At 45.2% G+C, this 14,209-nt stretch carries 14 protein-coding genes; 4 read left to right on the top strand and 10 right to left on the bottom strand.

Annotation, left to right across the window (positions count from 1 at the left end):
- Nucleotides 1–142: 142 nt before the first annotated feature.
- Complete coding sequence (bioD, locus tag YWE_RS0101350) at nucleotides 143–811, top strand: dethiobiotin synthase (protein ID WP_029092892.1); 669 nt, start codon at nucleotides 143–145, stop codon at nucleotides 809–811.
- Nucleotides 812–997: 186 nt separating this feature from the next.
- Nucleotides 998–1,747 (top strand): SDR family oxidoreductase, encoded by a 750-nt coding sequence (locus tag YWE_RS0101345; RefSeq protein ID WP_029092891.1) that lies wholly within the window; start codon nucleotides 998–1,000, stop codon nucleotides 1,745–1,747.
- A 221-nt stretch (nucleotides 1,748–1,968) separates the two neighbouring features.
- On the opposite strand, the gene YWE_RS0101340 is transcribed toward YWE_RS0101345, so the two are convergent.
- Together YWE_RS0101340 and ampC are read right to left on the bottom strand one after the other, a co-directional pair.
- On the bottom strand, nucleotides 1,969–2,586 hold the full coding sequence (locus YWE_RS0101340; protein WP_029092890.1) for an SMI1/KNR4 family protein: 618 nt from the start codon (nucleotides 2,584–2,586) through the stop codon (nucleotides 1,969–1,971).
- A 126-nt stretch (nucleotides 2,587–2,712) separates the two neighbouring features.
- Complete coding sequence (gene ampC, locus YWE_RS0101335) at nucleotides 2,713–3,879, bottom strand: class C beta-lactamase (RefSeq protein ID WP_051323124.1); 1,167 nt, start codon at nucleotides 3,877–3,879, stop codon at nucleotides 2,713–2,715.
- Between the two features lie 279 nt (nucleotides 3,880–4,158).
- On the opposite strand from ampC, the gene YWE_RS0101330 reads away from it, so the two are divergent.
- Complete coding sequence (locus YWE_RS0101330; protein ID WP_029092888.1) at nucleotides 4,159–5,031, top strand: LysR family transcriptional regulator; 873 nt, start codon at nucleotides 4,159–4,161, stop codon at nucleotides 5,029–5,031.
- A 26-nt stretch (nucleotides 5,032–5,057) separates the two neighbouring features.
- Here YWE_RS0101330 and osmV read toward each other — a convergent pair whose 3' ends face one another.
- Genes osmV through YWE_RS0101310 form a run of 4 tightly spaced genes read right to left on the bottom strand, consistent with a single transcriptional unit; the run spans nucleotide 5,058 to nucleotide 8,526 of the window.
- Nucleotides 5,058–6,194, bottom strand: a complete 1,137-nt coding sequence (osmV, locus tag YWE_RS0101325) for an osmoprotectant ABC transporter ATP-binding protein OsmV (RefSeq protein ID WP_029092887.1) — start codon at nucleotides 6,192–6,194, stop codon at nucleotides 5,058–5,060.
- Nucleotides 6,194–6,841, bottom strand: coding sequence for an osmoprotectant ABC transporter permease OsmW (gene osmW / locus YWE_RS0101320; protein WP_029092886.1), 648 nt, complete (start codon nucleotides 6,839–6,841; stop codon nucleotides 6,194–6,196). The genes osmV and osmW overlap by 1 nt, the downstream gene beginning before the upstream one ends.
- Before the next feature lie 11 nt (nucleotides 6,842–6,852).
- Nucleotides 6,853–7,779, bottom strand: coding sequence for a glycine betaine ABC transporter substrate-binding protein (locus YWE_RS0101315; RefSeq protein WP_084166928.1), 927 nt, complete (start codon nucleotides 7,777–7,779; stop codon nucleotides 6,853–6,855).
- A 30-nt stretch (nucleotides 7,780–7,809) separates the two neighbouring features.
- Complete coding sequence (locus tag YWE_RS0101310) at nucleotides 7,810–8,526, bottom strand: ABC transporter permease (protein WP_029092884.1); 717 nt, start codon at nucleotides 8,524–8,526, stop codon at nucleotides 7,810–7,812.
- A gap of 476 nt (nucleotides 8,527–9,002) precedes the next feature.
- On the opposite strand from YWE_RS0101310, the gene YWE_RS0101305 reads away from it, so the two are divergent.
- Nucleotides 9,003–10,040 (top strand): oxidoreductase, encoded by a 1,038-nt coding sequence (locus YWE_RS0101305; protein ID WP_029092883.1) that lies wholly within the window; start codon nucleotides 9,003–9,005, stop codon nucleotides 10,038–10,040.
- Nucleotides 10,041–10,186: 146 nt separating this feature from the next.
- On the opposite strand, the gene YWE_RS0101300 is transcribed toward YWE_RS0101305, so the two are convergent.
- The 4 genes from YWE_RS0101300 to punC all read right to left on the bottom strand — a co-directional run bounded on the left by YWE_RS0101300 (nucleotide 10,187) and on the right by punC (nucleotide 14,179).
- Nucleotides 10,187–10,531, bottom strand: coding sequence for a DUF1161 domain-containing protein (locus tag YWE_RS0101300; protein WP_029092882.1), 345 nt, complete (start codon nucleotides 10,529–10,531; stop codon nucleotides 10,187–10,189).
- Between the two features lie 201 nt (nucleotides 10,532–10,732).
- The gene (locus tag YWE_RS0101295; protein ID WP_029092881.1) at nucleotides 10,733–12,124 is read right to left on the bottom strand and encodes an L-cystine transporter; all 1,392 of its coding nucleotides are present in this window, start codon (nucleotides 12,122–12,124) and stop codon (nucleotides 10,733–10,735) included.
- A gap of 246 nt (nucleotides 12,125–12,370) precedes the next feature.
- Nucleotides 12,371–12,973, bottom strand: a complete 603-nt coding sequence (locus tag YWE_RS26280; protein ID WP_051323123.1) for a GNAT family N-acetyltransferase — start codon at nucleotides 12,971–12,973, stop codon at nucleotides 12,371–12,373.
- Between the two features lie 18 nt (nucleotides 12,974–12,991).
- On the bottom strand, nucleotides 12,992–14,179 hold the full coding sequence (gene punC / locus YWE_RS0101285) for a purine nucleoside transporter PunC (protein WP_029092880.1): 1,188 nt from the start codon (nucleotides 14,177–14,179) through the stop codon (nucleotides 12,992–12,994).
- Nucleotides 14,180–14,209 lie beyond the last annotated feature (30 nt).

The following is a 14,209-nucleotide window of genomic DNA, read 5'->3' as shown; positions in this document are numbered from 1 at the left end:
TATTGGATCGAGGCATAGCCTAGACTTTTGTCATTAGGACAAAGACGCTGTCTTTTCGTCCATTCACCAGCGAAACGTTGATAAAGCATTTATATGTCTGCCATCAATCATTTCGATTAGAGGTTCCGGAGCAATTCCTTATATGCAGAATCGATTTTTTGTTACCGGTACGTGTACTGAAGTCGGTAAAACGGTAGTGTCCAGGGCCCTGTTACAGTCGTTGATTAAGCAGGGTAAGCGGGCCATTGGCTATAAGCCCATTGCTATTGCATCGCACCATACCGACGAGGGTGTGCGCAATCATGATGCTTTAATTCTTCAGACATCGTCGTCTGTTGCGGTGCCTTATGACGACATTAATCCGGTGATTATTGAAGATCACGCCGCGCTGACTTATAGCGAGCATCCGTTAGATTACGCACGTTTGTCTGCGGGATTACATAAGCTACAGTCGCAGTCAGACTGCGTCGTTGTTGAAGGCATCGGCGGTTGGCGTTTCTTGCTCAATGGTATGCGACCAATTTCTGAATGGGTTATCGAAGAAAAAATACCGGTTATTTTAGTGGTAGGTATTCAGTTAGGCTGTATTAACCATGCAATGCTAACGGCTGAAGCCATTGCTCACGACGGACTAACCATAGCGGGCTGGGTTGCCAACAGGATTAATCCGGGATTAGCCTATTACGCAGAAACCATTGATGCATTAAAACAAAACATCTCGGCTCCGCTGCTGGGCGAGCTTCCGTATCTTGCTCGCCCTGAAGAACGCGATCTCAGCGGTTTTATTCAACTGGATTTGATTGGTCAGTAATCGGCTGTTGTTTTGTGTATCCAGCTTAAATCGAGCAGGCGGGCGGAGTAATATCAACCCTAAACGGCCTGTTTTCGTTCTTCTTATCAACAGGTATTTTTATTTAGCCATTCTTTTAAGGACTGGCTATAGTGGCTTTGTCTTTAAAAATGAAACACATTTAAAATATAACCAAGGGGAAACGGTATGATTGTTTTTGTTACTGGTGCTTCAGCCGGATTTGGTACTGCCATCGTTAGAAAATTTATTGCTCAGGGTCATCATGTTATCGGTGCCGCCCGTCGCTTAGATCGCCTGCAGCAGTTGAAGACCGAATTAGGCGACCGTTTTTTGCCCGTTGAACTGGATGTTAGCGATCGGGAAACGCTACTGGCGGTGTTAAATAACCTGCCGGCAGAATTCAAACAAATTGATTTACTGGTCAATAATGCCGGGTTGGCCTTAGGTCTGGAACCTGCCGATAAGGTTGATTTTAACGACTGGATGACCATGATAAACACCAACGTCATTGGCCTTGCGTCTGTTACCCATGCCATTCTGCCTATCATGACCGCTCAAAATCGTGGCCATGTGATTAATATTGGTTCGGTTGCCGGGACTTATCCGTACCCTGGCGGTAACGTGTACGGTGCGACGAAAGCCTTCGTAAAACAATTCAGCCTTAATTTACGTGCCGATCTTGCCGGTACGGCTATTCGCGTTACGGACGTTGAGCCGGGTTTATGCGGTACCACTGAGTTTTCTAACGTGCGTTTTAAAGGGGATGATGATAAAGCGGCCAAGCTTTATCAAGATGTCCAGCCGTTAACGGCGGATGATATCGCCGAAACGGTATTTTGGATCGCCACTCAGCCGGCTCATGTGAATATTAACCGTATTGAAATGATGCCTGTAGCGCAAAGCTTTAACCCGCTGAACGTTGTCAGAGGCAAGTAGCCTTTAATAGTCGCTTTTAATAGTAACCTTTAATGATGGTAAAAACGGCGCCGAGACTATTACCGGCGCCGTTTTTTTGTCATCAGATTGGTTATATCAACTGGGTTCTGTTGTCAGTTTCATCAGCATAGTCAGCGGAATATTTGTATTTCCTCGCGGCCGAAGGGCGACGTTTTTAAGCTCCAAATCTGAGTGTTTTGGGTTGTTATCAAGATTAACCTTTAGGCATTATCAAAAATGCTGACCCAGTCGTCATAGTAGCTACCGGCATATTTTTTCACTAACGGAAATAGCCAAGAGGCTGGCCGTGGTGCCAGATTAAACCCGCTTTGATCATCAATAATTGAATCTTCAATATCAAAGCCAACCAGGGCATGGTGCAGGGCGCTTTGTAACAAAATAAACTGAGATAAAGAGTCTGCAATAGGTGAAAAATCCCACTCACCGCAACCGTGGCCGGCTTTAAATACCGCACACTGCCCATTCTCTGAGACTGCGGATAAATCAATAATAATAGGGTCGGCGCCTTCATCGCCGATGAGGATCCAGTTATCATTCCAACCGGCAATATTCTGATTAGTTACCGGATTAAAGTTATATCCGAGCGCTAGTTTTTGAATGTTTGGTGGGGAGTACAGGCTGGTTGAGTTTCCAACGTTGGCAAAATAAAAAGCAGGGTTTGGCGCGTAGCTAAGAAGGTAAGTATTCAGCTCCGTCGGAAGCGTGGTATTCCATTCTGTTGCAATTCGTTTGGCTTCGGAAATATCATGCCCCACAAAGGGAAATGTGGGCTCCTGCCAAAACGACTTTATAACCAAGATAGCCTCATCGAATGTCACAGATAGCTCCATATTTGAACGAGGGTAAAACAGAATAAAGCCGACAAAACTATCATATTCATGCTCTCCGTTTTGTCGGCGTTGTTAAGTTATCGACTATAACTTATGGTGATATCTGTTTAACGCTTATTTTTGGTTATCCAGCGCGGTTAATATTTGATAAGCCGCAGTCACCCGCTGGTCGATGGAATAATTTTTATTTGCCAGTATCACAATACCTACTTTCTTAGCCGGAATAAATGCCGTGTATGCTGCGAAACCATTGGTTGAACCGGTTTTATTAATCAATACGTCTGAGGCCGGTTGAAGAACCGGGCTAAGCTGTGACGTTTTGGTATCCATTGTGGCTGCTGAATTACCCGCCAATAGTTTTTCTAACGTCACAGGATAAGCGTATTGCTCCCACATCAGGTCCTGAGTCATATCTCCTGATTTAAAATACCCTGCGTGGGTATTAGTAATAGCCAACTGTAGTTTTTCATCGATATTGGTGCCGACTTGCATATTGGCTTTAAGAAAGCGCAGCAGGTCAGTGGCGTTGGTTTTTACGCCATAGGCTTCGGCCCAGAGTAAGTCTTTGTTTAGTCGGACGGGGGCATCCTGTTTGCTATAGCCTTGAGCATAGTTCTTCATTTGGCTTTGCGGAACATTAAGATAGCTGTGCGTCATACCAAGCATAGGAAATATTTTTTTCTCAACTATCTCTTCGTAAGATTGGCCCATCGTATTGGCTGCAATCATGCCCAGCGTTCCAATTCCCATATTAGAATAAACCCGCTGAGAACCGGTATCATGAGCCGGTTTCCACTGTTTGAGGTAGTTCATCAACTGAGGCGTAGTTTTGATATCATCGGCAATAAATAGCGGCAGGCCTGATGTATGTGTGGCTAAATTAAGCAGGCTGATATCGTCAAAATGACTGCCTTTCAACGCCGGTAAATACTGGCTGGTATTATCAGTGAACGCCAGTTTGCCATTTACCTGAGCATAAGAAGCCAGGGTTGCAGCTACCGTTTTACTTATTGAGCCGACTTCGAACAAGGTACTTTGATTCACCGGCTGTTGGGTCTCTTTTGATGCCAATCCATAGTGGTAGACATAGTCTTTACCATCAATCGTGATGCCGACCGTCATACCCGGAATATTATTTTTTTGCATAACCGGCAGGATAACGTTATCAACAGTCTGTTTTAGCGCTGGTCGTTCGATATTGTCAGCAGCATAAGCGATAGGGGTAAAAAGCAGGGCTAAGGCTGGCAGTAATTTTAGTTTACTGATGGTATGACGGCGCATGGTTAAGGTCCTCTTCATTTAATGTAAAACGGCTAAAGTTAGTGATGATGTCACTTTTTGTCTGGGTGACGCCTAACGAATAATGTGGAACAGTCGACAAGACAAAAGAAATAGTTATGACAATCTAGTGTCAATACCCACGCATTCGAATCACGCTTGTTTAAGGTTATGCATTGTTGCCCTGTCTGACTGAGGAGCAGAAATATCCCTTTTCTGCCGATAATTGACAAGCGAGAATAATTTCCCTTAAGGTAAAGAAAATCTTTTGGGTAAACTATTATGCGATCTTACCTTCCTTTGAATGCGCTACGGGCTTTCGAATCATCAGCGCGACATTTGAGCTTTACTAAAGCCGCTCTTGAACTCAATGTGACGCAGGCGGCCGTCAGCCAACAGGTCCGAACGCTTGAAGAGCGGTTGGGTATCGTGTTGTTTAAGCGACTACCCAGAGGGTTAGGAATGACCGACGAAGCCAGAGTCTTACTCCCGGTATTGACAGATAGCTTTGGTCGAATTGAAACGGTGCTTAAGCAGTTTGAGGGCGGACAATACCGACAGGTACTCACCGTTGGTGTTGTGGGGACGTTTGCCGTTGGTTGGTTAATGTCGCGGATAAAATCATTTCATCAGGCCCATCCTCTCGTTGAACTCAGATTACTCACGAATAATAATTTAGTGGATTTAAACGCCGAGGGGCTGGATTTTGCCATTCGATTTGGTGAAGGCGTTTGGCCGGTAACCCATAATGATTTATTGCTCGATGCCCCTTTTACCGTTCTGTGCACGCCGGATACCGCGTTGAGGTTAAATCAGCCACAAGATTTGGAAAATGAAGTGTTACTGCGTTCATACCGTGATGATGAATGGACTCGATGGTTTATTGAGGCTGGCCTTGAACCCTGGATGGTTAATGGTCCTATTTTTGACTCATCGCGCCTGATGGTTGAGGCCGCAGTGCAGGGGGCGGGAATTGCTTTAGCTCCGGCGGCAATGTTTACTCGTGAGCTAGCGTCAGGGCTATTAGTTTGCCCGTTTAATCAACGGGTGAGTATGGGCAGCTATTGGTTAACCAGGCTGAAATCGAAACCGATAACGCCGGCGATGCAGATATTTTATGATTGGATTTTAACAGCAGCTCAGCCCACGGAATAAATCCGCGGGCTGAACGTTTGATACCATTATATTGCTAGTTTTCGACGAGTACGGCCCGAGCTCAGGTAGCTGGCGATATAGTCCTGCGATATTTCACCGCTATATCGACCGTCTTCATCCACGATCGGCATCCATACCATATTGTGCTCATACAGTTTGGATAACACCACGCGCAAATTATCTTCTGCTCTGGCGGTGATGGTGATCGGGTGAGTTAATTCACCACACACGCCGTCAGCACCGCGGGCTTCACGACGTTTGACAAATCCTAATGGCTTATCGTCGTCATTTACCACAATAATGGACTTCATATCATTGTCATCCATAATGCCAAAGGCTTCGCTTAACGGCGTTGAGCGACGAACCGTCAGGGTCTGTTGTTCATCAGTCACATCACCGGCTTGAACCAACAGTAAACGCTTCAGCGTTCGGTCTTTACCGACAAATGAGCCAACAAACTCATCGGCCGGCTTAGCCAGCAGTTCATCAGGGGTAGCGCACTGAACAATCTTACCCTGACGGAAGACCGCAATCCGGTCGCCGAGTTTTAGGGCTTCATCAATATCATGGCTGACAAGGATGACGGTCTTATTCAGCTTACGCTGCATTTCCTGAAACTCATTCTGGATCGATTCCCGGTTAATCGGGTCAACGGCACCAAAAGGCTCATCCATCAGTAGAACCGGAGGATCTGCAGCCAGTGCCCGAATCACGCCGATACGCTGCTGCTGACCACCGGATATCTCTTTCGGATAGCGTTTTAGAAAGCGTTTAGGGTCCAGTGCGACCATCTCCATCAGTTCAACGGCTCGCTCTTTGCAGGCTTTTTTATCCCAGCCAAGCATACGCGGAACAATGGTAATGTTTTCTTCAATGGTCATATTAGGGAATAAACCGATCTGTTGAATAACATAGCCAATCTTACGACGCAGCGTGACCGTATCCAGCCCCGAGGTATCTTCACCGTTAATCAGAATTTTACCGCTGGTGGGGGTAATAAGGCGGTTGATCATTTTTAAGGTTGTGGTTTTACCGCAGCCGGAAGGCCCAAGTAGTACGCACATTTCACCGGCAGGCACGCATAAACTCACATCATCAACCGCGTTAAATCCCTTACCATTTTTTTGTTTAAACTGTTTAGTCAGATTTTCTAATTTAATCATTATCGAATTCCTTTAGGCGTCAGGGCAACTTGTAAACGATGGAGTAACCAGTCCATAACAATAGCCAGCAGGCTGATCATTACAGCGCCGGCAATGAGCAGGCGAGGGTCACTGCGGCTGATACCATGCAGTAACAGTAAACCCAAGCCACCGGCTCCAATAACGGCTGCAATAGCCATTACGCCAATGTTCATCACAACGGCTGTACGCACACCGCCAAAAATAACCGGCAGGGCCATTGGGATCTCAACCCAACGTAAGCGTTGCCAAAACGTCATACCAATTCCGCGACCTGCCTCACGTAGGCCGGGCGGAAGGCTGTCTAGTGCAATATGCGTATTTCGTACAATCGGCAGCAGGGAGTATAAAAATACGGCGGTGACCGCCGGGACCAAACCGATACCCTGACCAATAAGGGAAAACACCGGAATCATCAGGCCAAACAGGGCAATAGACGGGATGGTTAATACGATGGTGGTTAAGCTCAGTACCGGCGTGGCTAACCATTTATGTTTTACGATCAGAATTCCCAACGGAACACCGATAATGATGGCCATGCCAACGGCAATCGTAACCAGTAAAATATGTTGTAAGGTCAGGCCGGCAATATAACCCGCGTTCTGCCACATATATAAAAGCGTTTCCATTATCATGCCTCCTAGAGCAAACCGTGGTCTTTCAGAAACTGATTAGCCACTTGCTCTGCTGACTGATGTTCAATATCAACTTTGGCATTGAGCGTTGAGATGGCATCGTTGTCTAACAGGCGGGAAAGGGTATTTAATGCATCGGCCAATCCGGGCGTACTATCAAGAACTTCTGTGCGCACGATTGGAGTGACAGCGTAACTTGGAAAAAAACCTTTATCATCTTCTAAGACTTCAAGGTCAAATCCTTTGATTCGCCCGTCGGTGGCGTAAACCAGCCCTACATCCACAAAGCCGTCACGAATAGCGTTATAAACTAAACCCGGGTCCATTTGGCGGATTTGCGGGCGCTCTAAATGGATTTTATACACTCCTTGCATGGGCTTTAATCCATCAGAGCGGTTAACAAACTCAGGATCAAAACCAATCATCCAATTATGTTTAGCATCGGTTTGTTGAATTTCAGTAATCCGCGCCACTAACTGACTCAGGGTATGTATATTTTCTTTTTCAGCTCGCTGGCGCTGCATAGCGAAGGCATAGGTGTTATTCATTTTTGCTGGTTCAAGCCACACAATACCTTGTTTTGCGTCTAACTCTTTTACTTTGGCATAGGTGGCATCAACCGACATGGGTTCAGTAATCCGGTTATATACAATCAGTGATGTACCGGTATATTCCCATGCCAGATCGACCTGCTTATTCAGCATGGCATTACGCATAATGGTTGATGCGAGGTCTGTTTTTGGGGTTACGGCGATGCCTTTTTCGTTTAGATATTGGACGGTCATCGCGGATAAAATATGTTGCTCAGTAAAGTTTTTACTGGCGAGAACAAGCGGGGCAGATTGAACGATAAAACTGGTGAGAAGCAGAATAAATGCGGTACTCAAGCTAATCGTTCGCGCCACCGTAAAGGTTTGTTTAAATATAGTCATAGGTATCCATAGTTGATTGAGGTCGCCGATCTATATCGCCGTTTGCGGGCTCAATAATCGACCCAGGCCGGCTAATGCCATATCTAATGCCAACGCAATAATGGCTGTAGCAGCAGCACCTAAAATTAATAATGGAAAATCGTTCAGGTAGATTCCGGGAAAAATCAGTTCACCAAAGTTACTTGCTCCAATCAAAAAGGTCAGTGGTACCGTACCTACGTTGATGGCGGCTGAAACTCTGACACCTGACATAATCACGGGCAGAGCATTTGGCAATTCCACTTGCATTAGTCGCTGCATGGGCGTCATTCCTATGCTGTTGGCGGCTTCAATCAATGACGGTGGAATGGATTTCAGACCTGAATACGTGTTGCGGACGATCGGTAATAGAGAGGCCAGAAATAGGGCGAAAATTGCCGGCTTATCGCCGATGCCTACCACGATCATTGCCAGCGCTAATACGGCCAATGGTGGCAAGGTATTGCCGATATTAAATATCTGCATTGCAGGTTCAGCCCAGCGTTTAGCAAACTTACGGCTGAGTAATATGCCGCTGGGAAGTCCTATAAAGAGGGCAAGAAACATTGAGCAACCCACTAAAAACATGTGCTGCTTAGCGAGATAAACTAAATCTTCATAGTGAAGCACCAGAGAATCTCTACCGACTCCGTATATAAGAAGGGCAAGCACGCAGATAAGCAGCAAAATCCCGAATAGAGAGCGCTTAAGTAACGCTGATTTATGCATGTGTATCCCTCATGGAAAAGTGAATGGCATTACCGATAATTATCCAAATCATGGAAAATCATCACTAACGGTTAATAGCTAAACGAATTAGTATAAACATTGAAAAAATGCAGGGGTGTTCAGCAAAAAATAGCGGTAAGTTGATTACAGAAAGCATTTCCGTACTTAACCGACGTTTTAAGGTATAACACCATGTTTATGGAAATGCCAAACTATGCAATTAATTAGCAAAGAAATGTAAAGCCGCTTTTTGTTGTTTATCCCTTATGCTACCTGCGTTTATCTGCTATTAACTTTTTTTAAACATAATTTGTGACAATGTCACATGTGGCGATTTTTAAGCAGATAGTGCTAGTTCATCAGCTAATCGGATATTTAGAAACGTGAGTGGTGGAGCAGACAACGCGACGGCCAGTGTTATGCTAAAGTCAGTTGAATAAAATATTTATGGCCGGATATCATTGTGAGGTAGGACTATGAATGATTGTGTTCGCGTGGGGCTGATTGGCTATGGGTATGCCAGTAAGGTTTTCCATGCGCCGTTAATTTCAGGAACATCAGGAATGGATCTTGTATCGGTATCCAGCAGTGATGCTGCAAAGGTTCATGCTGACTGGCCGGATGCCATCGTTGTTTCAGACCCTCAGCTTATTTTTAATGACCCTACCATCGATCTTGTCGTGATTCCTACCCCCAATGACTCGCACTTTCCCTTGGCGCTGGCCGCACTGGAAGCAGGTAAGCATGTAGTGGTAGATAAGCCATTCACTGTTACGTTGTCACATGCACAGGAGCTTGATAAACAGGCAAAAGCACGCGGGCTATTGCTCTCCGTATTTCATAATCGCCGCTGGGATAGCGACTTTATGACGTTTAAGGCGTTACTGGCGCAAGGTTTACTCGGTGAGGTAAGCTATTTTGAATCACACTTTGACCGTTATCGTCCACAGGTACAAAACCGCTGGCGTGAACAGGCCGGCGCCGGAAGCGGTATCTGGTACGATCTTGGCCCCCATCTCATTGATCAAGCGCTTGCTCTTTTTGGTTTACCTCACAGTATCAGCGTTGATTTGGCTCAGCTTCGGCCTGGAGCATCGACAACAGACTATTTTCATGCCGTTCTGGCATATCCGCAGCGTCGAGTGATTTTACACGGCACTTTACTGGCAGCCGCAGAACCGGCTCGCTATACCGTTCACGGGACGCAGGGCAGTTATATTAAATATGGTCTCGACCCACAGGAAGATTGCTTAAAAGCCGGGGAGCGCCCGCCGCAGGATAGCTGGGGACAGGATTGCCGAAATGGCGTACTGACGCTGATGCAGAATGGTGCAATAGCACAACAGGTATGGCCGACGGTACCGGGTGACTATCCGGCTTATTATGCTGCTATTCGTGATGCATTATCGGGCAAGGGTGAAAATCCGGTGCCGCCGGATCAGGCCATTAAAGTCATGGAGTTAATTGAATTGGGTATTGAGTCTGCTAAATGCCAGATCGCCATTAATATTTAATCAACGCTAAACAAAAATGGACATTGGCACTTTACTTGTACCATGTCCATTTTTGTTACTTCTTGAGTTTAAAGCATGCTAATGCAAAGTCGCCATAAAACCCAAAGTCCCTTAAAAAGGGACTTTGGGTTATTCATCGATGTGCTTTACTGTACCGGCTGAGGCTGTAGCTCTGGATGTTCAGTATCTTCAACCTTTGGTGTTTCAGATGCCTGATGGGTTGCGGTACCGGCGCTATCAACGTTCGCGTGTCGAACATAAATAACGCGTTGAGTACCGTTGTCACAACTACCAACTATTTTACCTTCAGCTTGCTCTGCCTGAGCTTCGGGAATCAGGCTCAGTTCAAATCCTGACTCTGGTACACCGTTATTGATAATCTTCTGCGCAATGTCAGCTTTAACCGCATCACAGGTAGATTCAAGTGCATAAGTGGCAAATGAGGCAGAGGCAAAAAAAGCGGCGATAGATAATGCTAAGATTTTCTTCATTTCTATTCTCCTCAAAATAATAAGTTAGAACTATTTCCTGATTGATGTACTCAGGGAATAGTTTATCAACGAAATAATCCTATCAGAATTTAACTTTAAGCGTATGTATACTTTTTTGGGCAACTGTTACCAGAAATAAGAAATGCAGCCCGAAGGCTGCACTTTCTTTACATAAATAACGTTATTTATCGATAAATAACATTATCTATGGGCCAGTTCACCATCATCTTCTGATTCGAAAACTTGCTTATCGGTCTGTTTTAGAATCTGACTGGTAATGGTACCGGCAGTCATTGCACCGTTAACGTTCAGCGCTGTACGGCCCATATCAATTAATGGCTCAACTGAAATCAGCAGGGCAACTAACGTCACGGGCAAACCCATCGCGGGTAATACAATCAGCGCAGCAAACGTTGCACCGCCGCCAACACCGGCAACGCCGGCAGAACTTACGGTAACGATAGCAACCAGTGTTGCAATCCACAGCGGGTCAAACGGGTTAATTCCTACGGTTGGTGCAACCATCACGGCTAACATTGCCGGGTAGATACCGGCACAACCATTCTGGCCAATAGTGGCACCGAAAGAGGCGGAGAATCCGGCAATCGTTTCAGGAACGCCTAAGCGACGCGTTTGGGCTTCCACGTTTAACGGGATACTTGCCGCACTTGAACGGCTGGTAAAGGCAAAGGTTAATACCGGTAATACTTTCTTGAAAAACTTAATCGGGTTAATACCGCTGAAAGTAAGCAGCATGCCGTGAACAACAAACATCAAGCCTAGAGCAATATATGAGGCGACAATAAAGCTACCCAGCTTAATCAGGTCTTGAATATTGGAACTGGCAACCACTTTGGTCATTAATGCAAGAACACCGTATGGCGTCAGCTTGATCACTAAACGAACCAGCTTCATCACCCATGATTGCAGAGTATCTATCGCGGTCAGAACGCGTTGGCCTTTTGCTTCGTCATCTTTTAACAGGTGTAAAGATGCGACACCCAAGAAGGCGGCAAAAATAACTACGCTGACGATAGAGGTCGGGTTAGCACCGGTTAAGTCGGCGAACGGGTTTTTAGGAATAAAGGAAAGAATCAGCTGAGGCGTGGTTAAATCGGCAACTTTGCCGGCATAGTTAGATTCAATTGCACCTAAACGGGCCGTTTCTTGTGCGCCTTGAACCAAACCTTCTGCAGTCAGGCCAAAAGCAAGGGTAATCAAAATACCGATAATGGCAGCTATCATGGTGGTAAACAGCAGAATTCCGATAGTCAGAAAGCTGATTTTCCCTAATGATGATGCGTTATGCAGTTTTGCTACGGCACTAAGAATAGAAACGAATACCAGCGGCATAACAATCATCTGTAATAGCTGAACATAGCCATTACCAACGATATTAAACCAAGAGATAGATTCTTTCAGGATAGGGCTACTTGCACCATAGATAAACTGCAGACCTAATCCAAATAGCACACCAATAACCAGACCTACCAGAACCTTTTTGGCCAGGCTCCATTGGGTATGCCGTGTTTGTGCTAATAAAAATAACAGTGCGATAAAGACCAGCACGTTAATGATAAGTGGTAGATTCATTGCCTAGACCTCAGTAATAGTTTTTTATTCTGTATATATATCGAGCAATAACAATTGCATTCCCATATTGTAACAGTGATGCAATATATCCCTTATAACAAAGTTATATTGTTTATACCGTTTAATTGTAGACATAAATGGAAATAAATTTTGACTTTATAACCTGATTAATTTTTTGCACGAAAAGTAAGCATTCTTTATAAATCAGATTGATAGATTAGGCTAAATGGGACTCAATTAACCTGTTTAGCGTAGATCAGCTTTATCCGTTCTGGCATAGGCAATAATCCAGAATTTTGATGATTTAGCATCAAACTCGCCGACAACCTTAGCCCCTAATCCTTTGGTGTGTGCATCCAAAGAATGTTTGTTATTTTGATCGACAAAGGCATATCCGGTTCTATATTGGTCTTTAGGCAAAAAATTCCACATTGCCTGATATAAACCTTTAAATACGCCCATGCCTTTAGCCGCGGTAGCGACGCATACAGGGCCAAAAATAAAAGGATTGGATTCAGAGACGGGGCGGTGTTGATATTCAGCGTTCTCCAATGAATTTAACATTGCGCCTACCACCGGAGACGGTGAAGCGGCAGAAAAGGGCGCCAGCCCCAGAAAGCCAATGATTCCATTGTGTTTGTTTTTAGCCACGAGCAGGCCCATTCGATGGTTAATCGTCGTCAACATATCGGTCGTAAAGCGACTATTTAGAAATCCATTTGAGTGATTAGCACCGACTGAGTCGGGATAAAAGGGCTCAGCCATTTGTAATATACCCGGGTAATCATGGTTAATCGCCCTAGAATAAGTGACATTGTCACTATAAAACAACCCATTATCTGATGACATAAAGACCCCTTGGTTAATCTATACGACGGCTTGCTTATGCGGGATACGGCGCCAGATAAAGCCGATTAACACGACAATCACCGTAGCAAACATCACGGTTACCGTTGTTTTTAGCGCTGAAACCAGAAAAATAGACACCATCATACTGGCGATAAAACAAAAGCTTAATTGGATCGTATTCTGCAATGCTGCAGCCTTGCCTGAGTCATCGGAAAAGGGGGTTAACGCACTGGCAACGACAATAGGGTAAATCGCCCCGTTCACTAATGCGGTTGTGCAAAAAGGGATAAACAGCATCAGTAATGTCGGTTCACCAAAGAATGACATCATCACCATTGCTGCCATGCATATTGCATATATCACTAACAGCCAAGGCAAGAGTATCTGGCCTAAGGCTTGCCCGGCAAAGATACGATAGCCATACCCACCGATGAGAAAAGCCAGGGTTTGAGGAATATAACTCAGACCGATATCAGTCGAAGAATAGCCCATTTTAGACAAAATAAACGGTGAACCGGTTAGCCAGGCAAAGAATGAGGCCGAACAGGCTGCGTAAATTAATACGTTACCAATGAAGATATTGGAAGATAACAGCGTCCAGTAGTTATTTTTCTTCTTATTCAGGACGTTACTACTTGATGAAACGCGTATCTTTTTGACTTCATGAATAAATAGCGTTGCGACAATTAAAATCAGGCCACAAATACTGAGAATAACAAAAATAGATCTCCATCCGGTATGCATCAACAACCAGGCACCCAATGTCGGGGCCAGCGCAGGCGACAAGGCAACTAGCGGCATGATGGTGGCTAAAACCCGATTTGTAACATGAACCGGATAACGGTCGATAACTAAAGCCTGCCAGCAAACGGCCGCCGCACAAACCCCGATAGCTTGTATTAGTCGTAGTACTAATAAGCCGGCAACCGAGTCAATCCAAATCATGGCTAAGCAACTTAGCGAGAACATGCTTAGACCGACTAATAAAATGGGTTTACGGCCATACTTATCAGAGAGCTGTCCCCAAATCAGTTGAGCAATGGCATAACCGGCTAGAAAAATACTTAAGCTCAGGCTGATCTGGCCGGATGAGGCATTCAGCTGCTGTTGCATAACAGAAAACGCCGGCAGGTACATATCAATGGCAAGCAGGCCTAAAACGCTCAGCCCGGCCAGATAAAACATAAATAAAGGGGAAACCTTCATAACCAAAAACCTTAGCAGTAAACGATAACA

It is taken from the genome of Budvicia aquatica DSM 5075 = ATCC 35567, assembly GCF_000427805.1.
In the GTDB taxonomy this organism is placed as follows: Bacteria; Pseudomonadota; Gammaproteobacteria; order Enterobacterales; family Enterobacteriaceae; genus Budvicia; species Budvicia aquatica.
This window is presented reverse-complemented; position numbering and strand designations above follow the sequence as displayed.